Source organism: Pseudomonas sp. BE134, from assembly GCF_031456105.1.
Taxonomy (GTDB): domain Bacteria; phylum Pseudomonadota; class Gammaproteobacteria; order Pseudomonadales; family Pseudomonadaceae; genus Aquipseudomonas.
In genome coordinates, this window is the sequence record NZ_JAVDUA010000006.1 from 23988 (window position 1) to 49963 (window position 25976).

At 60.1% G+C, this 25976-nt stretch carries 25 protein-coding genes; 21 read left to right on the forward strand and 4 right to left on the reverse strand.

Annotated elements, in window-relative coordinates:
• Positions 1 to 52 precede the first annotated feature (52 nt).
• From J2Y56_RS06970 to J2Y56_RS07035, 14 genes are all read left to right on the forward strand, one after another.
• Positions 53 to 1675 (forward strand): methyl-accepting chemotaxis protein, encoded by a 1623-nt coding sequence (locus J2Y56_RS06970; protein ID WP_310349444.1) that lies wholly within the window; start codon positions 53 to 55, stop codon positions 1673 to 1675.
• Entirely contained in the window at positions 1675 to 2211 is a 537-nt protein-coding gene (locus J2Y56_RS06975) for a chemotaxis protein CheW (protein WP_007948700.1), read from the forward strand. Before J2Y56_RS06970 ends, J2Y56_RS06975 begins: the two co-directional genes overlap by 1 nt.
• On the forward strand, positions 2208 to 3470 hold the full coding sequence (locus J2Y56_RS06980) for a protein-glutamate O-methyltransferase CheR (RefSeq protein WP_310349446.1): 1263 nt from the start codon (positions 2208 to 2210) through the stop codon (positions 3468 to 3470). The genes J2Y56_RS06975 and J2Y56_RS06980 overlap by 4 nt, the downstream gene beginning before the upstream one ends.
• The gene (locus J2Y56_RS06985) at positions 3467 to 4150 is read left to right on the forward strand and encodes a chemotaxis protein CheW (protein ID WP_310349447.1); all 684 of its coding nucleotides are present in this window, start codon (positions 3467 to 3469) and stop codon (positions 4148 to 4150) included. Before J2Y56_RS06980 ends, J2Y56_RS06985 begins: the two co-directional genes overlap by 4 nt.
• The gene (locus tag J2Y56_RS06990; protein WP_310349448.1) at positions 4147 to 6429 is read left to right on the forward strand and encodes a hybrid sensor histidine kinase/response regulator; all 2283 of its coding nucleotides are present in this window, start codon (positions 4147 to 4149) and stop codon (positions 6427 to 6429) included. Before J2Y56_RS06985 ends, J2Y56_RS06990 begins: the two co-directional genes overlap by 4 nt.
• Positions 6426 to 7436: a chemotaxis response regulator protein-glutamate methylesterase gene (locus J2Y56_RS06995; protein WP_310349449.1), complete on the forward strand. Its 1011-nt coding sequence runs from the start codon at positions 6426 to 6428 to the stop codon at positions 7434 to 7436. The genes J2Y56_RS06990 and J2Y56_RS06995 overlap by 4 nt, the downstream gene beginning before the upstream one ends.
• A 49-nt stretch (positions 7437 to 7485) precedes the next feature.
• On the forward strand, positions 7486 to 8487 hold the full coding sequence (locus J2Y56_RS07000; RefSeq protein WP_310349451.1) for a PleD family two-component system response regulator: 1002 nt from the start codon (positions 7486 to 7488) through the stop codon (positions 8485 to 8487).
• Positions 8488 to 8779: 292 nt separating this feature from the next.
• Positions 8780 to 9875 (forward strand): peptide chain release factor 2 gene (gene prfB / locus J2Y56_RS07005; protein ID WP_122837662.1). Its coding sequence is split into 2 segments (ribosomal slippage): positions 8780 to 8851 and positions 8853 to 9875, totalling 1095 coding nucleotides; the frame shifts between segments, so codons are not numbered across the junction.
• A gap of 125 nt (positions 9876 to 10000) precedes the next feature.
• Positions 10001 to 11503, forward strand: a complete 1503-nt coding sequence (lysS, locus tag J2Y56_RS07010; RefSeq protein WP_310349454.1) for a lysine--tRNA ligase — start codon at positions 10001 to 10003, stop codon at positions 11501 to 11503.
• Positions 11504 to 11602: 99 nt separating this feature from the next.
• Positions 11603 to 12319, forward strand: a complete 717-nt coding sequence (locus J2Y56_RS07015; protein ID WP_007948306.1) for a TetR/AcrR family transcriptional regulator — start codon at positions 11603 to 11605, stop codon at positions 12317 to 12319.
• A 175-nt stretch (positions 12320 to 12494) separates the two neighbouring features.
• Positions 12495 to 13049: a hypothetical protein gene (locus J2Y56_RS07020; RefSeq protein WP_007948307.1), complete on the forward strand. Its 555-nt coding sequence runs from the start codon at positions 12495 to 12497 to the stop codon at positions 13047 to 13049.
• A gap of 36 nt (positions 13050 to 13085) precedes the next feature.
• Positions 13086 to 14363: a flavohemoglobin expression-modulating QEGLA motif protein gene (locus J2Y56_RS07025; protein ID WP_150779412.1), complete on the forward strand. Its 1278-nt coding sequence runs from the start codon at positions 13086 to 13088 to the stop codon at positions 14361 to 14363.
• Positions 14364 to 14510: 147 nt separating this feature from the next.
• Positions 14511 to 15425, forward strand: a complete 915-nt coding sequence (locus tag J2Y56_RS07030) for an alpha/beta hydrolase (RefSeq protein WP_310349456.1) — start codon at positions 14511 to 14513, stop codon at positions 15423 to 15425.
• Positions 15422 to 15751 carry a hypothetical protein gene (locus J2Y56_RS07035; RefSeq protein ID WP_007948310.1) on the forward strand — a complete coding sequence of 110 codons (330 nt, stop codon included), beginning with the start codon at positions 15422 to 15424 and terminating at the stop codon, positions 15749 to 15751. Before J2Y56_RS07030 ends, J2Y56_RS07035 begins: the two co-directional genes overlap by 4 nt.
• Before the next feature lie 110 nt (positions 15752 to 15861).
• Here J2Y56_RS07035 and J2Y56_RS07040 read toward each other — a convergent pair whose 3' ends face one another.
• The 3 genes from J2Y56_RS07040 to J2Y56_RS07050 all read right to left on the reverse strand — a co-directional run bounded on the left by J2Y56_RS07040 (position 15862) and on the right by J2Y56_RS07050 (position 17830).
• Positions 15862 to 16650 carry an OmpA family protein gene (locus J2Y56_RS07040; protein ID WP_007948311.1) on the reverse strand — a complete coding sequence of 263 codons (789 nt, stop codon included), beginning with the start codon at positions 16648 to 16650 and terminating at the stop codon, positions 15862 to 15864.
• A gap of 55 nt (positions 16651 to 16705) precedes the next feature.
• The gene (locus tag J2Y56_RS07045; protein WP_310337204.1) at positions 16706 to 17119 is read right to left on the reverse strand and encodes a DUF4398 domain-containing protein; all 414 of its coding nucleotides are present in this window, start codon (positions 17117 to 17119) and stop codon (positions 16706 to 16708) included.
• Between the two features lie 366 nt (positions 17120 to 17485).
• Complete coding sequence (locus tag J2Y56_RS07050) at positions 17486 to 17830, reverse strand: hypothetical protein (RefSeq protein ID WP_007948314.1); 345 nt, start codon at positions 17828 to 17830, stop codon at positions 17486 to 17488.
• Between the two features lie 213 nt (positions 17831 to 18043).
• Between J2Y56_RS07050 and ppc the strand changes: the two genes are divergently transcribed.
• The 7 genes from ppc (at position 18044) to J2Y56_RS07085 (ending at position 25333) form a co-directional block, all read left to right on the forward strand.
• Positions 18044 to 20674 carry a phosphoenolpyruvate carboxylase gene (gene ppc, locus J2Y56_RS07055; RefSeq protein WP_007948315.1) on the forward strand — a complete coding sequence of 877 codons (2631 nt, stop codon included), beginning with the start codon at positions 18044 to 18046 and terminating at the stop codon, positions 20672 to 20674.
• A 287-nt stretch (positions 20675 to 20961) separates the two neighbouring features.
• Entirely contained in the window at positions 20962 to 21609 is a 648-nt protein-coding gene (gene adk, locus J2Y56_RS07060; protein ID WP_007948316.1) for an adenylate kinase, read from the forward strand.
• A gap of 87 nt (positions 21610 to 21696) precedes the next feature.
• Entirely contained in the window at positions 21697 to 22371 is a 675-nt protein-coding gene (gene tsaB, locus J2Y56_RS07065; RefSeq protein ID WP_310349458.1) for a tRNA (adenosine(37)-N6)-threonylcarbamoyltransferase complex dimerization subunit type 1 TsaB, read from the forward strand.
• 244 nt (positions 22372 to 22615) lie between these two features.
• Positions 22616 to 22921 carry a hypothetical protein gene (locus J2Y56_RS07070; protein ID WP_310349460.1) on the forward strand — a complete coding sequence of 102 codons (306 nt, stop codon included), beginning with the start codon at positions 22616 to 22618 and terminating at the stop codon, positions 22919 to 22921.
• Positions 22921 to 23781 carry a DUF72 domain-containing protein gene (locus tag J2Y56_RS07075; RefSeq protein WP_310349461.1) on the forward strand — a complete coding sequence of 287 codons (861 nt, stop codon included), beginning with the start codon at positions 22921 to 22923 and terminating at the stop codon, positions 23779 to 23781. Before J2Y56_RS07070 ends, J2Y56_RS07075 begins: the two co-directional genes overlap by 1 nt.
• Positions 23782 to 23813: 32 nt before the next feature.
• The gene (locus J2Y56_RS07080; protein ID WP_310349463.1) at positions 23814 to 24635 is read left to right on the forward strand and encodes an isocitrate lyase/phosphoenolpyruvate mutase family protein; all 822 of its coding nucleotides are present in this window, start codon (positions 23814 to 23816) and stop codon (positions 24633 to 24635) included.
• Between the two features lie 2 nt (positions 24636 to 24637).
• Complete coding sequence (locus J2Y56_RS07085) at positions 24638 to 25333, forward strand: extensin family protein (protein WP_310349465.1); 696 nt, start codon at positions 24638 to 24640, stop codon at positions 25331 to 25333.
• Positions 25334 to 25350: 17 nt separating this feature from the next.
• On the opposite strand, the gene J2Y56_RS07090 is transcribed toward J2Y56_RS07085, so the two are convergent.
• Entirely contained in the window at positions 25351 to 25971 is a 621-nt protein-coding gene (locus tag J2Y56_RS07090) for an energy transducer TonB (protein ID WP_310349467.1), read from the reverse strand.
• Positions 25972 to 25976: the final 5 nt, after the last annotated feature.

Consider the following 25976-nt stretch of genomic DNA (forward strand, 5'->3'; position numbering starts at 1 on the left):
AACACTGCCCTCGGCTATACTCCCCGGCATTTGAGCCCCCCGAGGACAGACTGTGAAGAATTGGACGTTGCGCCAACGCATTTTGGCGAGTTTTGCAGTAATCATCGCCATCATGCTGTTGATGGTGGTCGTCTCGTATTCACGGTTGTTGAAGATCGAGTCCAGCGAAGCCAGTGTTCGCGAAGATGCGCTTCCCGGGTTGTATTACAGTTCGATGGTCCGCAGTGCCTGGTCCGAAAGTTATCTACGAATGCTCGGCATGCTTGGTCTGGAGCAAGGGCAGGACCTCAGCGCTGAGGAGGCTTCGGACTTCAAGGGCTACGCCTCGCGTCTGCAAGAGCAAATGGAGCTGTATCGCGAGACGGTCACAACCGATGAAGACAAAGTCGAGTACGCCGCGTTCGAAAAACTTCATGAGGATTACCACCGGACGCTGTCAGCCGTGATCGAGCTGTACAAACGCAACCAGGGTGCCGAAGCGATCAAGATGTTCAATGAAGAGCTGACCCCGACCTGGACGGCGGGCCGGACGAAACTCACGGACATTTTGCGCCACAACAAAGGCGTGGCAGACCGAGACGTCGCAGCCATCGATGACGCCGTCGTCACCGCCAAAATAGTCATGGGCATTTCCTTGCTGATCGCCGTACTGGCGGCCGCGCTCTGCGGCCTGTTGTTGATGCGCGCGATCATGGCGCCGATGAACCGTATCGTGAAAATCCTCGAAATCATGCGCACCGGTGACCTCAGCGGTCGTTTGAACCTGGAGCGCAAGGATGAATTTGGCGCGGTGGAAACCGGCTTCAACGACATGATGACCGAGCTGACCTCCCTGGTATCACAGGCCCAGCGCTCGTCGGTGCAGGTCACCACCTCGGTCACCGAGATCGCTGCCACGTCCAAGCAACAACAAGCCACCGCCACAGAAACTGCCGCCACCACCACTGAAATCGGCGCGACGTCCCGGGAAATTGCCGCGACTTCCCGTGATCTGGTGCGCACCATGACCGAAGTGTCCACCGCCGCCGATCAGGCCTCGGTGGCCGCTGGCTCTGGACAGCAAGGCCTGGCCCGCATGGAAGAAACCATGCACTCGGTCATGGGCGCGGCCGATCTGGTCAACGCCAAACTGGCGATCCTCAACGAGAAGGCCGGCAACATCAATCAGGTCGTGGTGACCATCGTCAAAGTCGCCGACCAGACCAACCTGCTGTCGTTGAACGCCGCCATCGAAGCCGAGAAGGCCGGTGAATACGGGCGCGGGTTTGCCGTGGTGGCCACTGAAGTGCGACGTCTGGCGGATCAGACCGCCGTGGCCACTTACGACATCGAGCAAATGGTGCGCGAGATTCAGTCGGCGGTGTCGGCGGGGGTCATGGGCATGGACAAGTTCTCCGAAGAAGTGCGCCGTGGCATGTCCGAAGTGCAGCAAGTTGGCGAGCAGCTGTCGCAGATCATCCACCAGGTTCAGGCACTGGCGCCGCGGGTGTTGATGGTCAACGAAGGCATGCAGGCACAAGCCACCGGGGCCGAACAGATCAACCACGCACTGGTGCAATTGGGCGATGCCAGCAGCCAGACCGTCGAGTCGTTGCGCCAGGCCAGCTTCGCCATCGATGAGCTGAGCCAGGTGGCCGTCGGGCTGCGCAGCGGCGTTTCGCGATTCAAAGTCTGATGAACGAACTCGCGGCCAAGCGCGGTACCGGGGTGCCGGTCAAACAATCATTGTTTCTGGTTTTTCGCATCGGCAGCGAACGCTTTGCCTTGCAGGCTATCGAGGTGGCGGAAGTGCTGCCGCGCCTGCCGCTGAAGCCGATTGCCAAAGCGCCGCACTGGGTCACCGGGGTATTTGCTTATCGTGGCGCGGTGGTGCCGGTGATCGATCTCAGTGCGCTGACCTTCGGCCAACCGGCGCAGGCCCGCACCAGCACGCGGCTGGTGCTGGTCAACTACTGTCCGGATGAGACGACCCCAACCCAAAGGCTAGGGCTGATTCTGGAGCAGGCGACGGATACGTTGCGCTGCAACCCGGCGGAGTTTCAGCCGTACGGCCTCGACAATCGTCAGGCGCCGTACCTGGGGCCGGTGCGCGAAGATGCACAGGGGCTGCTGCAATGGGTGCGGGTCGCCGATTTGCTCGATGAGCACGTTCGCGCGCTGTTGTTCCCGTCGCCACCCTTCGATCCGACGCTGCTTGAGGAGCAGGCATGAGCAGCGATCAACGGTTTTTCGATTTCCTCAAGGAGCGCATCGGTCTCGACGTAACGTCGGTAGGACCGGCGATCATCGAGCGCGCCGTGCGCCAGCGCAGCCTCGCGTCCAACTCGCTGACGGCCGATGAGTATTGGCACACGCTGCAACGTTCGCAGGATGAGCAGCAGGCGCTGATTGAAGCGGTGATCGTGCCCGAGACCTGGTTTTTCCGGTACCCGGAGTCGTTCGCTACCTTGGCGAAACTGGCCACCAAACGACTGGCCGAGATCAATAACATGCGCGCGCTGCGGATTCTCAGCCTGCCGTGTTCAACCGGTGAAGAACCGTACTCCATCGCCATGGCCTTGCTTGATGCCGGGCTCAAGCCACATCAATTCAAAGTGGACGGCATGGACGTCAGCCCGCTGTCGGTGGAAAAAGCCCGGCGTGCGCTGTACGGCAAAAACTCGTTTCGCGGTCAAGACATCGCCTATCGTGAGCGGCACTTCAGCGCTGAAGGCGAAGCCTTTCGCCTCAGTGGTCGCGTGCTTGAACAGGTGCGTTTGCAAGTTGGCAACCTGCTGGATCCGGCGTTACTGGCCAGCGAGCCACCGTACGATTTTGTGTTCTGCCGCAATCTGCTGATCTATTTCGATCAACCGACCCAGCAGCAGGTATTCGAAGTGCTCAAGCGCCTGACCCATGCCGAAGGCGTGTTGTTTATCGGCCCGGCCGAGGGCGGTTTATTGGGGCGTTTTGGCATGCGCTCGATTGGCATTGCGCAGTCGTTTGCGTTCAGCCGTCGGAGTGTCCCGGAGCCAGAACCGTTTCCCGTGTTCGTGCCGGCCCCGCTGCCGATGCGCCAACCAGCGCGCAGTGCGCCACCGCCCCCCGTGCGCCTTCGTCCGTTCGCTACCGTCACGCCGCCACCCCCGACGGCAAAAGGCTCGGACGCCGCCGCATTGCTGGCGAACATCGCTGTGCTGGCCAACGAAGGCAAAAGTGTTGAAGCCCGCGCCGCGTGCGAACAGTATTTGCGCAGCCACGAACCGGTCGCCCAGGTGTTTTATTGGTTGGGATTGCTCAGCGATGTCAGCTCAAACGCCTTCGAAGCCCAAGGTTTTTATCGCAAGGCGTTGTACCTTGAACCGCAACATCCTGACGCGTTGATGCACCTGGCAGCCTTGCTGCAATCCCGGGGCGATGCGGCGGGTGCCAGACGATTGCAGGACCGCGCCGCCCGCAGCGAGCGCGCTGACAGTGAGCGTAAACGATGAGCGCCTCCGACAGCTTTAGCGTCACCCACGAAGATGCCCAGGCTATCGACGATTGCTGGAACCGCATCGGTGTCCACGGCGACAAGTCCTGCCCGCTACTGACCGAACACATTCACTGCCGCAACTGCGCGGTGTACTCGGCCGCCGCCACACGCTTGCTCGACCGTTACGCCTTGCAGCAGGACGACCGCGTACAACACTCGGCAACGGTCGAAACCGAGGTGAAAACCCGTTCGTTGCTGATGTTCCGGCTCGGTGAAGAGTGGCTGGGGCTGACCACTCGCAGCCTCGTGGAAGTGGCGCCGCTGCAAGCCATTCACTCCTTGCCGCATCAGCGCTCCCGAGCCTTGCTCGGCGTGGCGAATGTGCGCGGTGCGCTGGTAGCGTGCCTGTCGCTGGTGGAGCTGCTCGGGCTCGATGCGACTAATAACGTGGCTTCCGGCGCGCGGATCATGCCGCGTATGCTGATCATCGCGGCCCACGGTGGGCCGGTGGTGGTGCCGGTGGACGAGGTCGACGGCATTCATGCCATCGACGAGCGAATTCTCGATGCCGCATCGCAATCGGGCACTCAGGCCAGCGGCAAATACACCCGAGGCGTGTTGCCCTTCAAAGGTCGCAGCTTGCGTTGGCTGGACGAAGAACAGCTGCTGTCCGCCGTGACCCGGAGCCTCACATGACCCCCGAGCAAATGCGCGACGCTTCGTTGCTGGAGCTGTTCAGCCTGGAAGCCGAGGCCCAGACCCAGGTGCTGAGCGCAGGCCTGCTGGCGCTGGAGCGCGACCCGACCCAGGCCGATCAACTCGAATCCTGCATGCGCGCGGCACACTCGCTCAAGGGCGCCGCGCGGATCGTCGGCGTCGACGCCGGGGTCAGCGTTGCGCATGTGATGGAAGACTGTCTGGTCAGTGCTCAGGAAGGGCAACTGTACCTGCGGCCTGAACACATTGATGCCTTGTTGCAAGGCACCGACTTGCTGATGCGCATCGCCACGCCCAACAACAGCCTGACACCGGCGGATATCGACACCTATGTGGCGTTGATGGCGCAATTGCTTGATCCGCTGGCACCCGCGGCGTCGATCAGCCTGCCCGTCTTGGCCGAGCGTGAGCCAGAGCAGCCGCGCGTCGAGCTGCCAGTCCCGCTCGTTGAGCCACCACTCGCTGCGTCGGTCGAGCCTCCACGCAAGGCCAAACGCACCACCGAAAACGGTGAGCGCGTACTGCGCGTGACGGCCGAGCGCTTGAACAGCCTGCTCGACCTGTCGAGCAAATCCCTGGTGGAAACCCAGCGCCTCAAGCCGCACCTGGCAACCATGCAGCGCCTCAAACGCACGCAAAACAATGGTCTGCGGGCGCTGGAAAACCTCAATGTGCATCTCAAGGATCACGCCTTGAGTCTGGAGGCCCGGGAAGCGCTCGAAGATGCGCGGCGTTTGCTGGCGCAGGCCCAGCAACTGCTGATCGAGAAGAACGCCGAGCTGGATGAATTTGCCTGGCAGGCCAGTCAGCGGGCGCAGGTGCTGTACGACACCGCGCTGGCCTGTCGCATGCGCCCGTTTGCCGACGTGTTGAGCGGGCAGGTGCGCATGGTCCGCGATCTGGGCCGAGACCTGGGCAAACAGGTTCGGTTGGAGATCGAGGGCGAGAAAACCCAGGTCGACCGCGACGTCCTGGAAAAGCTCGAAGCGCCGCTGACGCACTTGTTGCGCAACGCCGTGGATCACGGCATCGAATCCCCGGAGCAACGGTTACTGGCCGGCAAACCGGCGCAGGGACTGATTCGCCTGCGTGCCTCCCATCAGGCCGGTCTGCTGGTGCTGGAGTTGAGCGATGACGGCAATGGCGTCGATCTGGAAAAGGTCCGCCGCACTGTCGTCGAGCGGCAGTTATCCCCAGCCGAAACCGCCGCGCAGTTGAGCGAAGAAGAGCTGCTGACGTTTTTGTTCCTGCCGGGTTTCAGCCTGCGCGACAAGGTCACCGAAGTGTCCGGGCGTGGCGTGGGGCTGGATGCGGTTCAGCACATGGTCCGCGAATTGCGCGGCGCGGTGGTGCTGGAGCAGACGGCGGGCGAGGGCAGTCGTTTCCATCTCGAAGTGCCGCTGACGTTGTCGGTGGTCCGCAGCCTGGTGGTGGAAGTCGGTGACGAGGCTTATGCGTTTCCGCTGGCCCACATCGAGCGCATGTGCGACCTGGAGCCGGCAGACATTGTGCAAGTCGAAGGGCGTCAGCATTTTTGGCACGAAGGCCGGCATGTCGGGCTGGTGGCGGCGAGTCAGCTGTTACAGCGACCGGTCAACCAGAGCAGTCAGCAAACCCTTAAAGTCGTGGTCATCCGTGAGCGCGATGCGATTTACGGCGTGGCGGTCGAGCGTTTTGTTGGCGAGCGGACGCTGGTCGTATTGCCGCTGGACGAACGATTGGGCAAGGTGCAGGACATCTCCGCCGGGGCCTTGCTCGACGACGGCTCGGTGGTGCTGATCGTCGACGTCGAGGACATGCTGCGTTCGGTGGACAAATTGCTCAACAGCGGACGCCTGGAGCGAATCGCGCGCCACAGCAATCAGGTGACCGAAGTGGCGCGTAAACGAATTCTGGTGGTTGACGACTCACTGACGGTTCGCGAGTTGCAACGCAAGCTGCTGCTCAATCGCGGCTATGAAGTGGCGGTGGCGGTTGACGGCATGGATGGCTGGAACGCCCTGCGTTCCGAGAATTTCGATCTGTTGATCACCGACATTGATATGCCGCGCATGGATGGCATCGAACTGGTGTCGTTGTTGCGTCGTGACAATCGCCTGCAATCTCTGCCGGTGATGGTGGTGTCGTACAAGGATCGTGAAGAGGACCGTCGTCGTGGGCTGGACGCCGGGGCTGACTATTACCTGGCCAAAGCCAGTTTTCATGATGATGCCCTGCTTGATGCAGTGGTTGAGCTCATCGGAGGAGCACGCGCATGAAAATCGCCATCGTCAACGATATGCCCCTGGCGGTAGAGGCTTTACGCCGGGCATTGGCGTTTGAACCGGGGCACCAGGTGATCTGGGTGGCCGGCAATGGCGCGGAGGCGGTGCAGCTTTGCGCCGAAAATACGCCGGATCTGATTTTGATGGACCTGATCATGCCCGTCATGGACGGCGTGGAGGCTACCCGGCGAATCATGGCCGAAACGCCGTGCGCCATAGTCATCGTCACTGTGGATCGCCAGCAGAACGTGCACCGGGTGTTCGAGGCCATGGGCCATGGCGCGCTGGACGTGGTCGACACCCCGGCCCTCGGTGCCGGCAATGCCCAAGAGGCGGCGGCGCCGTTGTTGCGCAAGATCATGAACATTGGCTGGCTGATCGGTGACCGCAGCAATCAAGTCCGGCAGTCACCGAGCCCACTGCGCAGTTCCGCCTCGCGCCAGCGCCTTGTCGCCATCGGTTCATCCGCTGGCGGGCCGGCAGCCCTGGAAATTCTGCTCAAGGGGTTGCCGCGAGATTTTTCGGCAGCCATCGTGCTGGTCCAGCATGTGGATCAGGTATTCGCTGCCGGTATGGCCGAATGGCTCGGCAGCGCCAGTGGCTTGAACGTGCGCCTGGCGGTGGAAGGTGAAGCGCCCCAGGCCGGCACGGTGTTGCTGGCCGGCACCAACCACCATATTCGCTTGCTGAAAAACGGCACGCTGGCCTACACCGCCGAACCGGTCAATGAAATCTACCGGCCCTCGATAGATGTGTTTTTCGAGAGCGTGGCCAATTACTGGAACGGTGATGCCGTAGGGGTCTTGCTGACGGGCATGGGACGCGATGGTGCCCAGGGGCTTAAACTCATGCGCCAACAAGGTTACCTGACCATCGCTCAGGACCAGAAAAGCAGTGCGGTATACGGAATGCCAAAGGCGGCCGCAGCCATCGATGCAGCCATGGAAATTCGCCCACTGGACAAGATAGCGCCACGATTGCTGGAGATTTTTGCGAGATGACCACCGTTAGCAGCAATCCTGGTCCAAGTAGTACTTCAGGTGACCGCACATGAATGAATTACAGCTCGACGAATTCAAAACCAACGAAAACGCCGCCATGGTGTTGTTGGTGGACGATCAGGCGATGATCGGCGAAGCCGTGCGTCGCGGGTTGTCGAACGAAGAGAACATCGACTTCCACTTCTGCTCCGACCCGCACCAGGCCATCGCCCAGGCGATCCGGATCAAGCCGACGGTGATCCTTCAGGACCTGGTGATGCCCAGCCTGGACGGGCTGAGCCTGGTGCGCGAGTACCGCAATCATCCGGCGACCAAGGACATTCCGATCATTGTCCTGTCGACCAAGGAAGACCCGCTGATCAAGAGCGCGGCGTTTGCCGCCGGCGCCAATGACTATCTGGTGAAGCTGCCGGACAACATTGAACTGGTGGCGCGGATCCGCTATCACTCGCGTTCCTACACGATGCTGTTGCAACGCGATGCGGCTTACCGTGCGTTGCGGGTCAGCCAGCAGCAACTGCTCGACACCAATCTAGTGCTGCAACGGTTGATGAACTCCGACGGCTTGACCGGGCTGTCGAACCGCCGGCATTTTGATGAGTACCTGGAACTGGAGTGGCGACGTGCGCAACGTGACCAGAGCCAACTGTCGCTGCTGATGATCGATGTCGATTACTTCAAGTCCTTCAACGACAACTTCGGTCATGTGGAGGGCGATGAAGCCCTGCGCAAGGTGGCTGACGCGATCCGCGACGCCGGTGCTCGTCCGTCCGATCTGCCGGCCCGTTATGGTGGCGAAGAGTTTGCGTTGGTGCTGCCCAATACCACGCCGGGCGGCGCACGTCTGGTGGCGGAGAAACTTCGCCAAACCGTGGCGGCGCTGAAGATTGCGCATATTGCACCGACAGAAGGTTCAAACCTGACTGTCAGCATTGGCCTGTCTACCGTGGTCCCGCAACCGGGCAGCAACTGCCGGCAATTGATCTCGGCGGCGGACAAGGGGCTGTACCGTGCGAAGAACAATGGGCGAAATCAGGTGGGGATCGAGTGAGCTAATACGCGTTCTGTAGCAGCTGCCGAGCCTGCGAGGCTGCGTCCGGCGGCGAAGCCGTCGTAAAACCACAATTCGAAATTCCAGACAAACCGCGTGCGCAGGATTGGCGAGGACTTCGGTCGAGCGCGACCCCGGCCCGGACACAGCCTCGCGGGGCTCGACCGCTGCTACAGGGATGTTCCATTGTTTCAGCCATTCGTGCCTAAAGCCGCCGGGCGGACTGCCGTTTCCAGCCGTTTGCCGTTATACTCGCCGGCTTTCAAAAGTTCGCCAACGAGTGCTGCCCGCCATGGAAATCAACCCGATCCTTAACAGTATCAAGGACCTGTCCGAGCGCTCCGAAACTATTCGGGGGTATCTTTGACTACGATCAAAAGCATGAGCGTCTGACCGAAGTCAATCGCGAGCTTGAAGATCCGTCTGTCTGGAACAACCCGGCGTACGCTCAGGAACTGGGCCGCGAGCGGTCGCTGCTGGCACAGATCGTCGAAACCCTCGACGAGATGCACTCCGGCCTGGCTGATGCCAAAGACCTGCTGCTGATGTCCGCCGAAGAAGAAGACCAGGCCGCCGTCGATGACGTCGCCGCCGAAGTCGAGCGCCTGCGCGAGTCGCTGGAAAAACTCGAATTCCGTCGCATGTTCAGCGGTGAAATGGACGCCAATAACGCCTACCTGGACATCCAGGCCGGCTCCGGTGGCACCGAGGCCCAAGACTGGGCCAACATCCTGCTGCGCATGTACCTGCGCTGGGCTGACAAACGCGGTTTCGACGCGACCATCATGGAGCTGTCGGCCGGTGAAGTGGCCGGGATCAAGGGCGCTACCGTTCACATCAAGGGCGAATACGCCTTTGGCTGGTTGCGTACCGAGATCGGCGTGCACCGTCTAGTGCGCAAGAGCCCGTTCGACTCCGGCAACCGTCGTCACACCTCGTTCTCGGCCGTGTTCGTGTCGCCGGAAATCGATGACAACATCGAAATCGACATCAACCCGTCGGACCTGCGCATCGACACCTACCGCTCCTCCGGTGCCGGTGGTCAGCACGTAAACACCACCGACTCGGCCGTGCGTATCACCCACGTACCGTCCAATACCGTGGTCAGCTGCCAGAACGAACGCTCCCAGCACGCCAACAAAGACACCGCGATGAAAATGTTGCGGGCGCGCTTGTACGAGCAGGAAGTGCAGAAACGCAACGCCGCTTCCCAGGCCCTGGAAGACACCAAGTCCGACATCGGCTGGGGTCACCAGATCCGCTCGTATGTACTCGATGCGTCGCGAATCAAGGATTTGCGCACTAACATCGAACGCAGCGACTGCGACAAGGTGCTCGACGGCGACATCGACGAATACCTGGTGGCCAGCCTGAAACAAGGCCTGTAAGCGATGCAATACCGGATCGCCTGACTACGCGCGATCCCTGTGGTAGCGGCGGTGCGGCGATCCGACTTGCCCGCGATCCCCAGCCGCAGGCTGGGGACAACGAACCTGATGGAATATTTAAAGACATGAGCGACCTAGATCTCGACCCGCAAGCCCTGCAACAGGAAGAAAACTCCCTGATCGCCCTGCGCAAGGAAAAGCTTGCTGCCGAGCGCGCCAAGGGCAATGCCTTCCCGAACGACTTCCGCCGCGACAACTACTGCAATGACTTGCAGAAACAGTACGCGGACAAGACCAAGGAAGAGCTGGCAGAGGCTGCAATCCCGGTCAAGGTTGCCGGTCGCATCATGCTCAACCGTGGCTCGTTCATGGTGATCCAGGACATGACCGGTCGCATCCAGGTTTACGTCAACCGTAAAACCCTGTCCGAAGATACCCTGGCCGCGGTGAAAACCTGGGACATGGGCGACATCATTGCCGCCGAAGGCACCCTGGCGCGTTCCGGCAAGGGCGATCTTTACGTCGAAATGACCAGCGTGCGCCTGCTGACCAAGTCGCTGCGCCCGCTGCCGGACAAGCACCATGGCCTGACCGACACCGAGCAGCGCTACCGTCAGCGTTACGTTGACCTGATCGTCAACGAAGACGTGCGTCAGACTTTCCGCGTGCGTTCGCAAGTGATTGCGCACATCCGCACCTTCCTGATGCAGCGCGACTTCCTGGAAGTCGAAACGCCGATGCTGCAAACCATCCCGGGTGGTGCAGCGGCCAAGCCGTTCGAGACTCACCACAACGCGCTGGACATGGGCATGTTCCTGCGTATCGCGCCTGAGTTGTACCTCAAGCGCCTCGTTGTTGGCGGTTTCGAGAAAGTGTTCGAGATCAACCGCAACTTCCGTAACGAGGGCGTTTCGACTCGTCACAACCCTGAATTCACCATGTTGGAGTTCTACCAGGCGTACGCCGACTACGAAGACAACATGGACCTGACCGAAGAGCTGTTCCGTGAACTGGCGCAGCTGGTTCTGGGCAGCACCGACGTGCCTTACGGCGACAAAGTGTTCCACTTCGGTGAACCGTTCGTGCGTCTGTCGGTATTCGACTCGATCCTCAAGTACAACCCTGAGCTGACCGCTGCCGACCTGCAAGACATCGACACGGCTCGCGCCATCGCCAAAAAGGCCGGCGCCAAGGTGCTGGGCTTCGAAGGTCTGGGCAAGCTGCAAGTGATGATTTTCGAAGAGCTGGTCGAGCACAAGCTGGAGCAACCGCACTTCATCACCGAGTACCCGTTCGAAGTGTCGCCGCTGGCCCGTCGCAACGATGACAACCCGAACGTCACCGACCGTTTTGAACTGTTCATCGGCGGCCGTGAAATCGCCAACGCCTACTCCGAGTTGAACGACGCGGAAGACCAGGCCGAGCGTTTCATGGCTCAGGTCGCCGACAAGGACGCGGGCGACGACGAAGCCATGCACTACGACGCCGACTTCGTTCGCGCGCTGGAATATGGCATGCCGCCAACGGCCGGTGAAGGCATCGGCATCGACCGTCTGGTGATGCTGCTGACCAACTCACCGTCGATCCGCGACGTGATCCTGTTCCCGCACATGCGGCCGCAAGCGTAAGTGTTTCAATAAAAAAGCCGCCTTTTCAGGCGGCTTTTTATTGCCTGTCTGGTACAAACGTATCAATTTGTTGCTTTCACCTGAAAGGAAAGACCTGTCGTGAATCATGCAATGGCTCAAGAAGGTGCAGCGGATATCGCCACTGCGGTCGCTGAAAGTGTTCAGTACCAAGGCCGCAAGGCCAGCCGACAGGGGAGCGAACAGCGTCGACAGGTCATTCTCGATGCGGCGATGCGTATTGTCGTGCGCGATGGCGTGCGGGCCGTGCGTCACCGCGCGGTGGCCGCCGAAGCTGGGGTGCCGCTGTCAGCGACCACCTACTATTTCAAGGATATCGATGACTTGCTCACCGATACCTTCGCTCAGTACGTGGAACGCAGTGCCGCGTTCATGGCCAAACTGTGGGTAAACAATGAAGGCCTGCTGCGCGAGATGGTGCTCAGTGGCGACGGCACCCCGCAGGCGCGTTCGAAACTGGCGGACGATATTGCACGGTTGATGACGGACTATGTGCACCGCCAACTGATCAACCGTCGTGAGCACCTGATGGCTGAACAGGCGTTCCGCCAAGAGGCTTTGTTGAACCCGCGTCTGGCGGAGTTGGTGCGCGCGCATCAGCAGATTCTTCTCCAGGGTACGCGCCAGCTTTTCGAGGTATTGGGTTCGCGTGAGCCACAAGAGGATGCCAAAGTGTTGACGGCGATTATCGGACGGATGGAATATCAGGGCCTGCTCAACGACGCCGAGCCTGTAGGTGAAGTAGAAATGCTCGGTATCCTCAATCGTTACATGCACCTGGTACTCGCGTCGGTATGAGCTTAGCTCGGTCCCTGTAGCAGCTGCCGCAGGCTGCGTCCGGCGACGAAGTCGTCGTAAACCTGCCACCGTGTTCCTTCAGTTGATTCGGGATTCAGATTTTACGACTGCTTCGCAGCCGAACGCAGCCTTCGGCAGCTGCTACAGGACTGCGTGTGTTCATAGGGAGTGTTGAATGAAAGCCTGGCGCGTCGTGGTAATCGCCTTGTCGTTCCTGCTGCTCAGTGGCTGCCTGGTGACCTTCAAGGAGCCTCTGCCCGCAAGCGACCCCGCGCCCAAAGGTTTGCTCGGCAAATGGACCAGCACCAACGCGTGGGGCGAGCCGATGAATCTGGAGCTGACGCGCATTGGCGACAATCGCTATCAGGCCGTCAGCTACTTCAAGGCCAAACCCGGTGAACGTGAAGCGTATCCCTTCACCGTCTCGCGTCATGGCAGCCGCTGGTATCTGTCGGCGAAAGTGCCCGCCAGATTCGGCGGCCATTTCACCATTGCCGGTTTCGAGATCACGGACAAAAAAGAACTGGTGGTCTACAACCTCGATGTCGAGCAGATCAACCAGGCCCGCGGACAGGAAATCTTGAGCGGCGAAGGCTTCCAGACCGACGATGGCGACGGGGTCTTGGTCAACAACGCGATGGATCAGGTCTTCAGCTACCTTGACGATCCGGCCAATTCCGATGTTTTCGTCGAAGCCGTGCGTTATCAGCGCCTGGCCAAAAGCAAATAAACCCAGCACATAACGGTTTTACTACAGGAGTTACGGGTGGACGAATACCAGCAGACGATACGCATTTTGTCCGATCGCATTGTGCTGGCACAGACGCCGATTCGCGTCCTTGATGCGGTCAAGTGGGACGACAGCATCCGCCAAGGGTTCCTCAAGGCCAAGGGCAAGGAAATGCCGGCCATTGACCGCGATTACTACCTCAATCGGCCGCTGTCGTTTGACTCCAGCAAAGTGAAGCTGGAATTCCAGAACATCGAACGCGACATCACCCGTCAGCTCGGCCAGTTCAACCCGGTCGGCCAGATCATGCGCCGCATGTGCAAGGAATACCGGATGGTGGTGCGCATGCTTGAAGCGCGTGGTACCGAGGATTTCGGCCTGATTTCCCAGGAACTGTACGGCGCCGCCTCCGACGCGTTTCACGCCGGCGACCCGACCCTGGCCGATCTTGGGTTGATGCTTTCCGATTACCTGAACAACATCGACGGCCGTGGCGATCTCAAGGATGAGCCAAAAGTCCTCACGGCCAAGGAAGCCGTGCACTTGTTGCAAACCCGATTGAACAAGGTGTTTGGCGAGGCCGAAGAAACCATTCGGGTGTTCGAGTCCGACGGGATCGTCGCCGATGCGGCGGCCGGCGCCGACTACATCAAGATACGCACCGATGCGATGTTCAACGACCGCGACGTGCGTGCCCTGGAAGTGCACGAAGGCCTGGTGCATGTCGGCACCACGCTCAACGGCTTGAACCAGCCGATCTGCACTTTCCTGTCCAAAGGCCCGCCATCGTCGACGGTGACGCAGGAAGGCCTGGCGATCCTGATGGAAATCATCACCTTTGCTTCCTACCCGAGTCGCTTGCGCAAACTGACCAACCGCACCCGCGCCATTCACATGGTGGAGGAGGGGGCCGACTTCCTGCAGATCTTCGACTTCTTCCGCGAACAAGGCTTCGAAATGGCGGAAAGCTACGGTAACGCGAGCCGGGTGTTCCGTGGATCGGTGCCCAACGGCCTGCCATTTACCAAAGACTTGTCCTATCTCAAGGGCTTTATCATGGTTTACAACTACATTCAGTTGGCCGTGCGTAAAGGCAAGCTTGAGCAGATCCCGCTGTTGTTTTGCGGCAAGACCACCCTGGAAGACATGCGCACCATGCGCCAGTTGGTGGATGAAGGGTTGGTGGTGCCGCCGAAATATCTGCCGGATCAGTTCCGCGACCTGAACGCGCTGTCGGCGTGGATGTGCTTCTCCAACTTCCTCAATCACCTGAGCCTGGACCGGATCGAAGCGGATTACTCAAACATCCTGTAGCGATCATTAGATCCCCTGTGAGAGCGAGCCTGCTCGCGAATGCGATTCACCATTCAACATGGATGTTGACTGACACACCGCTTTCGCGAGCAGGCTCGCTCCCACAGTGGGGATGTATTCCAACCCATTTCTGCGAGGTTTCAACGGATGCGATTCCTCGGCATTTTTTGCCTGCTTCTGAGCTTGAGCGGTTGCAGCTCCCTGTTGTTCTATCCCGAGCCCGGACAGCTGTTCACCCCGCAAAAAGCTCATCTGGACTACCGCGAAGTCACCCTTGTCACCGCAGATGGCCTCAAGCTGAACGCTTGGTGGTTGCCGGCCAAAAAAGGGGTCGAGGTCAAAGGCACGGTGCTGCACTTGCACGGTAACGGCGGCAATTTGCCGATGCACCTGGGTGGGAGCTATTGGTTGCCCAAGCACGGCTATCAAGTGCTGATGATCGACTATCGCGGCTACGGGTTATCCGAAGGGAAGCCGAGCCTGCCGGCGATCTATCAGGACATTGACGCCGCGTTCAAATGGCTCGATCAGGCACCTGAGGTCAAAGGCAAACCTTTGATCCTGCTCGGCCAAAGCCTCGGTGGTTCGATGGCCGTGCACTATCTGGTTCAACACCCCGAGCGCCAGAAACAACTCAACGCCATGGTTCTTGACGGGGTGCCCGGCAGCTATCGCAGTGTCGGCCAATTTGTCTTGAGTACCTCATGGCTGACCTGGCCGTTCCAGGTGCCGTTATCCTGGCTGGTGCCGGACGGTGACAGCGCAATCAACTCGATAGCGCAGCTCAAAGGTGTGCCGATACTGTTCTACTACAGCATCGACGATCCGATCGTGCCCCTTTCCAACGGCATCCGTCTGTATCAAGCTGCGCCGCCGCCACGCGTGCTGCAATTGACCCGAGGCGGTCATGTGCAGACGTTGACCAACCCGGTCTGGCAAAAAGTCATGCTGCGTTATCTCGACGACCCGCAGCATTTCAACGGCCTGCGCCGCTTGGGTGAAATCCCCAATTACCCGGCACCCCCGATTTCAGAAGATGAACCATCAGAGAGCCCGCAATGAGTGAAGAACGAAACGCCATCCCGCTGATCATCACCGGTATCTGCAGCATCCTCGGCACCGTTGGCGCCTTGTGGTTCTACGGCTACCTGCATTTCGCCAAGCCTGAGGATGCGTTGCTGCTCAGCGACTTCACCATGCTCAAGACCTTGCCGGGTGAAGACTACAAAGTCTCCCTGGAGCCGGCCGCGCAAGTCGCCCAATGCATCGATGGCGTGCTGGTGCTGTTCGACACCGAGCAAAAAGGCCTGACCGGTGTGTTGGTCAACAACAAGAAAAAAGCCGTGCGTTGCATGGGGCAGGAAACGCCGCAGAAGCTGGAGCAGTAACCCGGATTTGAGATAATTAAAGTCCCACAGGGTTTTGAGTGATCTGCAAAGATAATAAAAGCCCCGGCAGATCGACTCAGCCGGGGCTTTTGTGTTTCAGCAGCTTTTGCTTAGTTCGCACTCACCGCCGAACGCGGGATCACCGGCTGGTTGTCATTGGAGATGGTCACCTCCACCCGACGGTTCATCGCCCGGCCCGACGCGCTGGAGTTCTCCGCGACCGGGTATTCCTTGCCGTAACCCTGAGCGACGATTCGCGCCGGATCAACGCCCATTTTCACCAGCGCCGTGCGCACAGAACCGGCGCGACGCTCCGACAACGACTGGTTGTGGCTCTCGGTGCCGGTGCTGTCGGTATAACCCTCGACAATCGCTTTACGATCCGGGTTTTCCGCGAGGAATTGCGCCAGTTTGTTGATGTTCACCAGACCATTGGATTTCAGGTCAGCCCGGTCCGTGGCAAACAACACATCACCAAAGGTCACCAAGGTGCCGCGGTCGGTTTGCTTGGCGTTCAGGCTGTTCTGCAACTGCTGGATCTGTGCATCTCGTGCATCAAGACGCGCCTGGGCACGTTGTGCCGACGCGTTTTTCAGGTTGGCTTCAGCGGTGCGCAGGGCGATGGTCTGCTTGGCCACTTCAACGCGCGAATTGGTCAGGTAGGCCAGTTGGTCGACCGTGGCCTGGTCTTCCTTGTCCTGATAGGCCTTGTCGGCTTTGTCCAGGTAATCACTGGCTTCCTTGGTTTCCAGTGCCGCGACCTTGCTGGCTTGCGGGTTGGTTTGCAGGCCGCTGTAGTTGGTACGCGCCTGTTCCAGGTTCGCGTTGGGCGGGGTGGAGCAGGCGGCCAAGGCAACACTTGCGGCGAGGAGAGCGGGGATCATCAATTGGGTACGCATAGTCGTTCGTCCTTTCTATCGGTAAGAGCTTCAGGTCTGGGGTCTGGATGCGCGCTTATTGCACGGTGCGCTGACTTTCCTGACGCAGTTCCTGAACACCTTGCTGAGAGTCCTTGAGCGTCTGTTGGGCTTTCATTGCCTGAGCCTTGCGTTCGGCGACGCGAGCGTCCCACTCGGCTTGTTCGGCCAGCAGTCTGGCCTCATCGTATTTTTTGTCGTGCATGGCGATTTCGGCTTGTTTGAACTTGTCTTGCGCGGACTTCATCTCCACGGCCGCGAACTCGGTGCCACCGGCACTCACTGCGTCGTTGACGGCGGATTGGGTGACGGCGTATTGCTCGGTCGGCGGGTTGCCTGCGCAACCGGCCAGGATGAAACTGCTGCCGATGGCCAGGGCCGCCAGTTTCAGGCCGCGCAAGTGAGTGATTGAGGTATTGGCAGTTCGGGTTTTCATGGTCTTCAACTCCATTGGAATAACTCCTGAAAAACTTGAATGTCCATCCTGGTCTGGAGCCGTAGCCGACATACTTGATGCGCGAAATGAAACGACCGTACCAGGCGTGGTTACTGGGTACGACCGGTGGCATTTTTTAAAAGTTCAGAGAAATTGATCCTGCATGGAAGAAAGCAGGCAAGGCTCTAAGTCGGGAACTTTGGTGATGAGAGGCGGTATCCCCGAGCTTTTTAACGCTCGGGAGCACACCATTTTTGAAGGGGATTACAACCCCTGTGGGAGCGAGCTTGCTCGCGATAGCGGAGTGTCAGACAACAAAAATGTTGAATGTCAGACCGCAATCGCGAGCAAGCTCGCTCCCACAGTTTTAGATCGGCAGAATCAGTGTTTTTGCTTGTCGCTACCGGCCGATAAATCGTGCAAATGACGCCGGGACAATGCAAGAAAACGCGGTGTGGGACCGACGTCTTCGTACAGCGGATCACCTTCTTCGTCAGTGGCCACAACGGTCGAGCCTTTCACGTAGGGAAAGCTTTTTTCGAGCTCCTCCAGGGCGGCGCCGATCAGTTCGCCCAAAAGCTCTTCGGGTTGGCGTTTGGGGTACATGTCGGTAATGGCCGCCAGCCGTGCGGCGGCTTCCACGTCCAGATGAATGGTGTAGCCCGTTTCAGTCAGGCGACCCTTGGCGTTTTCTTCCCAATGCTGGGCAAGCTCGCGAATTTTCATAGTGACCTCAGTGCGTTCCTGCTCGTGGCAGGCCGTGTCAGTGACCGGCATTGGCCGGCGAAAGCCGTCGTGTGGCTTTCCCTTCAGACTAGCTTCTACGCACGGAGTTTAAAGTCGCTTCGTCGTTTGCTTGTAAGAACGGCTTTACGGCGGCACTCTTGGGGCCAAAGCATGATGTTCATGGCCGCCCGGATTTTTGCTGGAGAACTGCTGATGACCGATATTGATGCACGCTTGCGCGAAGACGTTCACTTGCTGGGTGAGCTGCTGGGCAACACCATTCGTGAACAGTACGGGGACGGTTTTCTCGACAAGATCGAGCAAATCCGCAAGGGCGCCAAGGCCGACCGTCGCGGTTCCATGGACGCCGAACTGAGCGCCAGCCTCAACCAATTGAGCGAAGATGAGTTGCTGCCGGTGGCGCGGGCGTTCAACCAGTTTCTCAACCTGGCCAACATTGCCGAGCAATATCAGCTGATTCACCGCCGCGAAGCCTCGCAGCCTGCACCGTTCGAGGCGCGCGTATTGCCGGAACTGCTCGCCCGCTTGCGCACCGAAGGCCACAGCGCCGACGCCTTGGCCCGGCAGTTGGGGCGACTGGAAATCGAACTGGTGTTGACCGCGCACCCAACCGAAGTCGCGCGCCGCACGCTGATCCAGAAGTACGACGCGATTGCCGCGCAACTGGCTGCGCAAGACCACCGTGACCTTATCCCGGCTGAACGCGAGCAGATCCAGGCGAAATTGCAGCGCTTGATCGCCGAAGCCTGGCACACCGAGGAAATCCGTCGCACCCGCCCGACGCCGGTAGACGAAGCCAAGTGGGGCTTCGCGGTGATCGAACATTCGCTGTGGCAGGCGATCCCCAATTACCTGCGCAAGGCCGACAAAGCCCTGTATGACGCCACCGGCCTGCACTTGCCACTGCAGGCCGCACCGATTCGTTTCGCCTCGTGGATGGGCGGCGACCGTGACGGCAATCCCAACGTGACCGCTAGCGTCACCCGCGAAGTATTGCTGCTGGCGCGCTGGATGGCCGCTGATTTGTACGTGCGAGATGTCGATCAGCTGGCGGCAGAGTTGTCGATGCAACAGGCCAGCGAGGCATTAATAGCCAAGGCCGGGGACAGCGCTGAACCGTATCGTGCCGTGCTCAAACAGTTGCGCGAACGCCTGCGGGCGACGCGTAACTGGGCGCATGCAGCCTTGACGACAACCACCCCGGCACCGGCCGATGTGCTGCAAAACAACCGCGACCTGCTGGATCCGCTGGAGCTGTGCTACCACTCGTTGCATGAGTGCGGCATGGGCGTGATCGCCGACGGCCCGCTGCTCGACTGCCTGCGGCGGGCGGTGACCTTCGGCCTGTTTCTGGTGCGCCTCGATGTGCGTCAGGATTCGTCGCGGCATACCGCGGCCATGACCGAAATCACCGATTACCTGGGCCTCGGTCGCTACGAAGACTGGAGCGAGGACGAGCGCATTGCCTTCCTGATGCGCGAGCTGAACAGCCGTCGACCCTTGTTGCCGACGTATTTCAAGCCCTCCGCCGACACCGCCGAAGTGCTCGCAACTTGTCGGGAAATCGCCGCCGCGCCAGCAGCTTCGCTCGGTTCGTATGTGATCTCCATGGCCGGTGCCGCCTCCGACGTGCTCGCCGTGCAACTGCTGCTCAAAGAAGCTGGCGTGCTGCGGCCGATGCGCGTGGTGCCGCTATTCGAAACCCTCGCGGACCTCGACAACGCCGGTCCGGTGATCGAAAAGCTATTGCTGCTGCCAGGCTATCGCTCGCGCTTGCAAGGCCCGCAGGAAGTGATGATTGGCTACTCCGACTCGGCCAAGGATGCCGGTACGACGGCGGCGGCCTGGGCGCAGTATCGGGCGCAGGAACGCTTGGTCGACATCTGTCGCGAGCAACAAGTGGAGCTGCTGTTGTTCCACGGTCGCGGTGGCACCGTGGGACGTGGTGGCGGTCCGGCGCACGCGGCAATTTTGTCGCAGCCGCCGGGTTCGGTCGCCGGGCGTTTCCGCACCACCGAGCAAGGGGAAATGATTCGTTTCAAATTCGGCCTGCCGGACATCGCCGAGCAAAACCTCAATCTGTATCTGGCTGCGGTATTGGAAGCGACCTTGCTGCCACCGCCACCACCGGAGCCGGCCTGGCGCCATTTGATGGATGAATTGGCCGCCGATGGCGTGAAGGCGTACCGCGCTGTTGTGCGTGAGAACCCGCAGTTTGTCGAGTATTTCCGCCAGTCGACGCCGGAACAGGAGCTGGGGCGCCTGCCGCTGGGCAGTCGCCCGGCCAAACGCCGCGCCGGCGGTATCGAAAGCCTGCGCGCCATTCCGTGGATCTTCGGCTGGACCCAGACACGCCTGATGTTGCCGGCCTGGTTGGGCTGGGAGGCCGCGTTGAGCAAGGCGCTGGAGCGCGGTGAAGGCGAGTTGTTGGGGCAGATGCGCGAGCAATGGCCGTTCTTCCGCACCCGCATCGACATGCTGGAGATGGTCCTGGCCAAAGCGGACGCGGATATCGCCCGATCCTACGATGAGCGCTTGGTCGAGCCGGATTTGCTTCCTTTAGGTGTGCATTTACGCGACCTATTGTCGCAGGCGTGTGCTGTGGTCCTGGGGTTGACCGGTCAGTCGCAGCTACTGGCACATAGCCCAGACACCCTGGAATTCATCCGCTTGCGCAACACCTACCTAGACCCGCTTCATCTATTGCAGGCGGAGTTGCTGGCCCGTTCCAGGCAACAGGACATGGCCCAAGGCAGCCCGGTAGAACAGGCGTTGCTGGTGTCTGTGGCGGGGATTGCCGCCGGTTTGCGCAATACCGGCTAAGGTTTTTTGGCGTGGGAAGAGGCACTCGGCGCAGGCGTTCAGTGCCTGTGGGCGAGTGCCTGAAAAGGTCGAACACGCGACAGTTAATGATGGGGTTGCGACTTGGTGCACTGCATCGAAACGCCACATAAGGCGGTGGTTTCTCCGACTTTCGGCGGCTTGTGTGGGCAGGAACTGCTGTGTATCTTGATCAGCCTTTGGCCGTTTGGGCGGCCACGACCCTATTTTGAGATTGGCCCCACGAGGCGAATCTGACGTTATCCATATAAAAATTGAGGAGCACATCGATGCGCGTCATTCTGCTGGGAGCTCCCGGGGCCGGTAAAGGTACTCAGGCACAGTTCATCACCGAGAAATTCGGCATTCCGCAAATCTCCACCGGCGACATGTTGCGTGCAGCGGTCAAGGCCGGCACCGAGCTGGGCCTGATCGCCAAGAGCGTCATGGACAGCGGTGGCCTGGTCTCCGATGACCTGATCATCAACCTGGTCAAGGAACGCATCAGCCAGGCTGATTGCGCCAACGGTTTCCTGTTCGACGGTTTCCCGCGCACCATTCCTCAGGCTGAAGCCCTGGTGAAGGCCGGCGTCGAGCTGGACCACGTATTGGAAATCGACGTTAAAGACGAAGATATCGTCCAGCGTATCGCTGGCCGTCGTGTTCACGAGGCCAGCGGTCGCGTGTACCACATCGTCTACAACCCGCCGAAAATTGCCGGTAAAGACGACATCACCGGTGATGATCTGGTACAGCGCAAAGACGACACCGAAGAAACCGTGCGTCATCGCCTGTCGGTCTACCACGCCCAGACCGAGCCTCTGGTGAAGTTTTACCAGGAGCTGTCCGCCGCTCAAGGCAAGCCGAAGTACAGCCACGTCGAAGGTGTTGGCTCGGTTGAAGAAATCACCGGCAAGGTGCTTGAAGCACTGAGCTAAAAAAACGCTTCATCTTCTACGGCCCGCTTGCGGGCCGTAGTTGTTTATACTGGCGCACTTTTTCTGACCTCTCTTACGGAAACATCGATGAGCACCTTGCTGGCCCTGGACACCGCGACTGAAGCTTGCTCCGTTGCCTTGCTGCATGACGGCAAAGTCACGAGCCATTACGAGGTGATCCCGCGCCTGCATGCGCAGAAGCTGTTACCGATGATTCAGCAATTGCTCGCCGATGCCGGGACCACCCTGCAAGCGGTCGATGCCATTGCCTTCGGGCGCGGGCCGGGCGCGTTTACCGGTGTGCGGATCGCTATCGGTGTGGTGCAAGGCTTGGCGTTTGCGCTGGATCGCCCGGTGTTGCCGGTGTCGAACCTGGCGGTGCTGGCGCAACGGGCGTATCGCGAACACGGTGTAAGCCAGGTCGCGGCCGCCATCGATGCACGGATGGATGAAGTGTATTGGGGCTGCTACCGCGAGACGGCAGGGGAGATGCGCCTGGTGGGCAAGGAAGCGGTGTTGCCACCAGAAGTGGCGGCGTTGCCGGCGGATGCCAACGGCGAGTGGTTTGGCGCGGGCACGGGGTGGGGGTATGTCGAGCGCATTGCCGTGAACCTGACCGGGCACGACGCGGGCATATTGCCGCATGCCGAAGACCTGCTCACACTCGCGCGTTTTGCCTGGGAACGCGGTGAGGCGATTGTCGCGGATGAGGCGCAGCCGGTTTACCTGCGCGATAAAGTGGCGACGCCTAAGGCTCGTTGATTTTTCGCTACCGAGTGGGTCCCATCGCGAGCAGGCTCGCTCCCACAAGGGATTTGTGAACGCCGCAGATCCAGGGTAGGAGTGAGCCTGCTCGCGATAGCGGTATGTCAGCCAGTGCCAATCGTCAGTTTATTACCCCGGCTTTTAAACCTTTTCCATTTTCTGTGTTCTAGTTATCACCGAGCGGTTTGCGAAGTGGGTAATGCGCCACTAGACTGCCATCATTGATACCGGACATGTACTCATGCGTATAGACGGCGTTTCCTCTCAGTCCTATCCCATCAATCGCAAGCCTCGCAAAGGCCCTGTGGCGGAAGACGATTACGTCGATATCGACGGTGAGCTGGAAATCCCCTCCGAGGAGCAAATGGCTGCCCGTGCTGCCAAAGCCTCTGCGCAACGCCTGAGCAATCTCCCCGCTCGCCAGCAAGACATGATCTACCAGCGCGCCATGAGCAAAAACGTGGCCACGGCACTCGCCAGCTACCTGAGCACGGCCAGTTTTGTCGATTGGGATACGGATGTGCTGGGCCTTGACCTGTATATCTGATGTTGCTGCCTTACTACCTCGGCTGCCCGTCCTGGAGTGAAAACGCCTGGCGCGATTATCTCTATCCGCCTGATGCAAAACCCTCCGAATTTCTAAATCTCTATGCCCAAATATTCAACGCCGTAGAAGGCAATACGACCTTCTACGCGAGCCCGGCTGCCACCACGGTGCAGCGTTGGAACGAGGCCATGCCCGAACACTTTCGTTTCACGGCCAAGTTCCCCGGCGACATCAGCCACGGCGGTGACCTGCGCGAGCAACTGACTGCCGCCGAAACCTTCGTGCAATTGCTCAGCCCCTTGGGTGAGAGGGTTTCACCGTTGTGGCTGCAATTGTCGAAAAGCTTCACGCCGCAACGATTGCCCGAACTGGCCGCTTTCATTGATGCGCTGGAACGGCCACTGGCCGTCGAGGTGCGCCACGATGCGTTCTTTGCCAAGGGAGATGCCGAGCGAATGCTCAATCGCCTGCTGCTGGATCGCGGCGTCGAGCGCATCTGCCTCGATCCGCGCGCGCTGTTCAGTTGCACGTCGACCGATCCCTCGGTGCTCCACGCTCAATCGAAAAAGCCCAAAGTGCCGCCGCGTCCGGCGGCATTCACCCAGTTCCCGCAAGTGCGTTTCATCGGCCATCCCCAGTTGGAAGCCAACGATCCGTTTCTGCTGCCGTGGGTCGAAAAAATCGCCGCGTGGATCGAAGAGGGCCGCACGCCTTACATCTTCCTGCATACCGCCGACAACCTCTTGGCCGCCAAACTGGCGCAACGTTTTCACGCACAGTTGATGCTGCGATTGCCTGGCCTGCCGCCGCTGCCTGAGCTATACAGAGAGCCCGCAACGGAGCAACTTGGCTTGCTCTGAGGCGGATTCGTCCCCTTTACAGGAGCCTGCCAATGGATGCGCAAACACTTCGAGCCCAAGCGTTCAAAGCCCTGCACGAACGCGCTGGCGCTTTTGTCATTCCCAATCCGTGGGACGCAGGCTCGGCGAAGATGCTCGCCAGCCTGGGGTTCGAGGCGCTGGCGACCACCAGCGCCGGTTACGCCTTTTCCAATGCGCGCCCCGACGGCGCGATGACCCTGGACGATACGCTGGCGAATGTTCGGGCGATTGTCGCGGCGACGGATCTGCCGGTGGCGGTGGATCTGGAAAACGGTTTTGCCGACGACCCCGCCGAGTGCGCGCACAGCATTTTGCGCGCAGCCGAGGCCGGTGCTGTCGGCGGCTCGATCGAAGATGCCACGGGCCGTGAAGCGGCGCCGATCTACTGCTTCGAACATGCCGTGGCGCGCGTTGAAGCAGCGGTGGCGGCGGCGCGCAGCTTGCCGTTCCCCTTCATGCTGACCGCACGGGCGGAGAACTATCTGCATGGCAATCCCGATCTTGCCGACACCATTCGCCGGTTGCAGGCGTTCGCCGAGGCGGGGGCCGACGTGCTTTATGCACCGGGGCTGCGCAGTGCTGAAGAAGTGTTGGCGGTGGTCCGTGCCGTGGCGCCCAAACCGGTCAATGTGTTGATGTCCGGCGGGCTCAAGCTCACGGTCGAGCAGTTGAGCGAAATGGGCGTCAAACGCATCAGCGTCGGTTCGGCACTGGCCCTGGCGGCGTATGGCGAGTTTTACCGCGCGGCCGAAGAGATCAAGACCTCGGGCACCTTCGGGTTTACCTCGCGGTCCATGCCTTACGCGCAGGCTAATCAACTGTTCAAAGGCTGACAATGCGGGTTCGGTGGGGGCTGTTGTTGGTGCTGTTGATCATTGGCGCATTGGGCGTGAGTGTCTGGCGCGGCTGGATCTCCCTGCCACCGCAGTGGAACCCTTGGGCGCCGCTGGATGTGAAAGCAGAACCGAACGTGCTGACCCGCTTCAAGTTGATGCGTTTGCGTGATGACCCACAGTTGTGTGATCTGGCCTTGAGCAGTTCCGGATTGCGCGTGACCCGTCAGGCCGACAGTCCCGACGCTGCCTGCCCGTTGATCAACACCTTGCGGGTGCAGGGGGGTGAGATAGCCCTGAGCAGCAACTTTCTCGCCAGTTGCCGTCTCGCAGTGTCGTTCGCGCTGTTTGATCGACATGTCCTGCAACCCACGGCGCAGGCGGTGTATGGGCAGGCGATAACGCGGGTCGACCATCTCGGCAGCTTTGCCTGTCGTAATGTTTATAACCGAGAAAACGGCAGACTCAGTCAGCATGCGTCGGCCAATGCCTTGGACATTGCCGGTTTCCGTCTGGCGGACGGCCGAACCGTCAGCGTGCTCAAGGACTGGCCCAAGGACAATCAGGACTCACGGTTTCTACGCCAGGTCCGCGACGGTGCGTGTCAGATGTTCAGTGTGGTGTTGAGCCCGGATTACAACGCCGCCCATCACAATCATTTTCATGTGGATGTCGGGCCGTGGTGGGTGTGTCGCTAAGGACCTGTTATTGAAGGTCAGGCGGCGATGCGCAGGTTTTGCAGAACGATCGGGCGCGCCCAGCCGTTATCGAAGTCGAGTTGTTTCTGTTGTTCCACCAGCTCTTGGGCAGGGAACGGCGGGAAGGGTTTGTCCAGCAGATCCATTTCGAATTCGGCGATCGGCAGGTGCAACGGACGCGGTTGCGACGCCGGGCCGGCTGCTGGCACGGGTTGACCGGCAGTGAGCACGATCGGGCGGACCCAGCCGCTTTCGAAGTCCTGTTGTTTTTGCTGAGCGACGATTTCTTCCGCCGGGAACGGTGGGGCCTGTTTGTCGGCCAGGTCCATTTCGAACTCGGCAATCGGCAAAAACAGCGGCTCGGGAGGGCGAACCACGGTTTCGGTCACGTTGCATTCGCGCTGGGAGACGATGTGCGCCAACAACTCGCTGCCAACCGTGGGTTCGACCGGGCTTTCCAGATCAACCGGTGGAAACTTGAGCGACTCCGGCACCCCATCACCCGGCTGATCGGCCAGCGCCCGGGCAAAAAAATCTTGCCACAGGTGACTGACACCGCCTAGCGCCTGGGTGTTTCGCAGGTTGTAATCGCCGTAGGGCGAGATAAAACCTGTGATTGTGGGTTGAAAGTCTGACATTTCTC

Coding starts and splice junctions, on each gene's coding strand:
- J2Y56_RS06975 (WP_007948700.1), top strand. CDS start 1,675: ATGAACGAACTCGCGGCCAAGCGCGGTACCGGGGTGCCGGTCAAACAA.
- J2Y56_RS06980 (WP_310349446.1), top strand. CDS start 2,208: ATGAGCAGCGATCAACGGTTTTTCGATTTCCTCAAGGAGCGCATCGGT.
- J2Y56_RS06985 (WP_310349447.1), top strand. CDS start 3,467: ATGAGCGCCTCCGACAGCTTTAGCGTCACCCACGAAGATGCCCAGGCT.
- J2Y56_RS06990 (WP_310349448.1), top strand. CDS start 4,147: ATGACCCCCGAGCAAATGCGCGACGCTTCGTTGCTGGAGCTGTTCAGC.
- J2Y56_RS06995 (WP_310349449.1), top strand. CDS start 6,426: ATGAAAATCGCCATCGTCAACGATATGCCCCTGGCGGTAGAGGCTTTA.
- J2Y56_RS07000 (WP_310349451.1), top strand. CDS start 7,486: ATGAATGAATTACAGCTCGACGAATTCAAAACCAACGAAAACGCCGCC.
- lysS (WP_310349454.1), top strand. CDS start 10,001: ATGAGCGACCTAGATCTCGACCCGCAAGCCCTGCAACAGGAAGAAAAC.
- J2Y56_RS07020 (WP_007948307.1), top strand. CDS start 12,495: ATGAAAGCCTGGCGCGTCGTGGTAATCGCCTTGTCGTTCCTGCTGCTC.
- J2Y56_RS07030 (WP_310349456.1), top strand. CDS start 14,511: ATGCGATTCCTCGGCATTTTTTGCCTGCTTCTGAGCTTGAGCGGTTGC.
- J2Y56_RS07035 (WP_007948310.1), top strand. CDS start 15,422: ATGAGTGAAGAACGAAACGCCATCCCGCTGATCATCACCGGTATCTGC.
- J2Y56_RS07040 (WP_007948311.1), bottom strand. CDS start 16,650: ATGCGTACCCAATTGATGATCCCCGCTCTCCTCGCCGCAAGTGTTGCC.
- J2Y56_RS07045 (WP_310337204.1), bottom strand. CDS start 17,119: ATGGAGTTGAAGACCATGAAAACCCGAACTGCCAATACCTCAATCACT.
- J2Y56_RS07050 (WP_007948314.1), bottom strand. CDS start 17,830: ATGAAAATTCGCGAGCTTGCCCAGCATTGGGAAGAAAACGCCAAGGGT.
- ppc (WP_007948315.1), top strand. CDS start 18,044: ATGACCGATATTGATGCACGCTTGCGCGAAGACGTTCACTTGCTGGGT.
- adk (WP_007948316.1), top strand. CDS start 20,962: ATGCGCGTCATTCTGCTGGGAGCTCCCGGGGCCGGTAAAGGTACTCAG.
- tsaB (WP_310349458.1), top strand. CDS start 21,697: ATGAGCACCTTGCTGGCCCTGGACACCGCGACTGAAGCTTGCTCCGTT.
- J2Y56_RS07070 (WP_310349460.1), top strand. CDS start 22,616: ATGCGTATAGACGGCGTTTCCTCTCAGTCCTATCCCATCAATCGCAAG.
- J2Y56_RS07075 (WP_310349461.1), top strand. CDS start 22,921: ATGTTGCTGCCTTACTACCTCGGCTGCCCGTCCTGGAGTGAAAACGCC.
- J2Y56_RS07080 (WP_310349463.1), top strand. CDS start 23,814: ATGGATGCGCAAACACTTCGAGCCCAAGCGTTCAAAGCCCTGCACGAA.
- J2Y56_RS07085 (WP_310349465.1), top strand. CDS start 24,638: ATGCGGGTTCGGTGGGGGCTGTTGTTGGTGCTGTTGATCATTGGCGCA.
- J2Y56_RS07090 (WP_310349467.1), bottom strand. CDS start 25,971: ATGTCAGACTTTCAACCCACAATCACAGGTTTTATCTCGCCCTACGGC.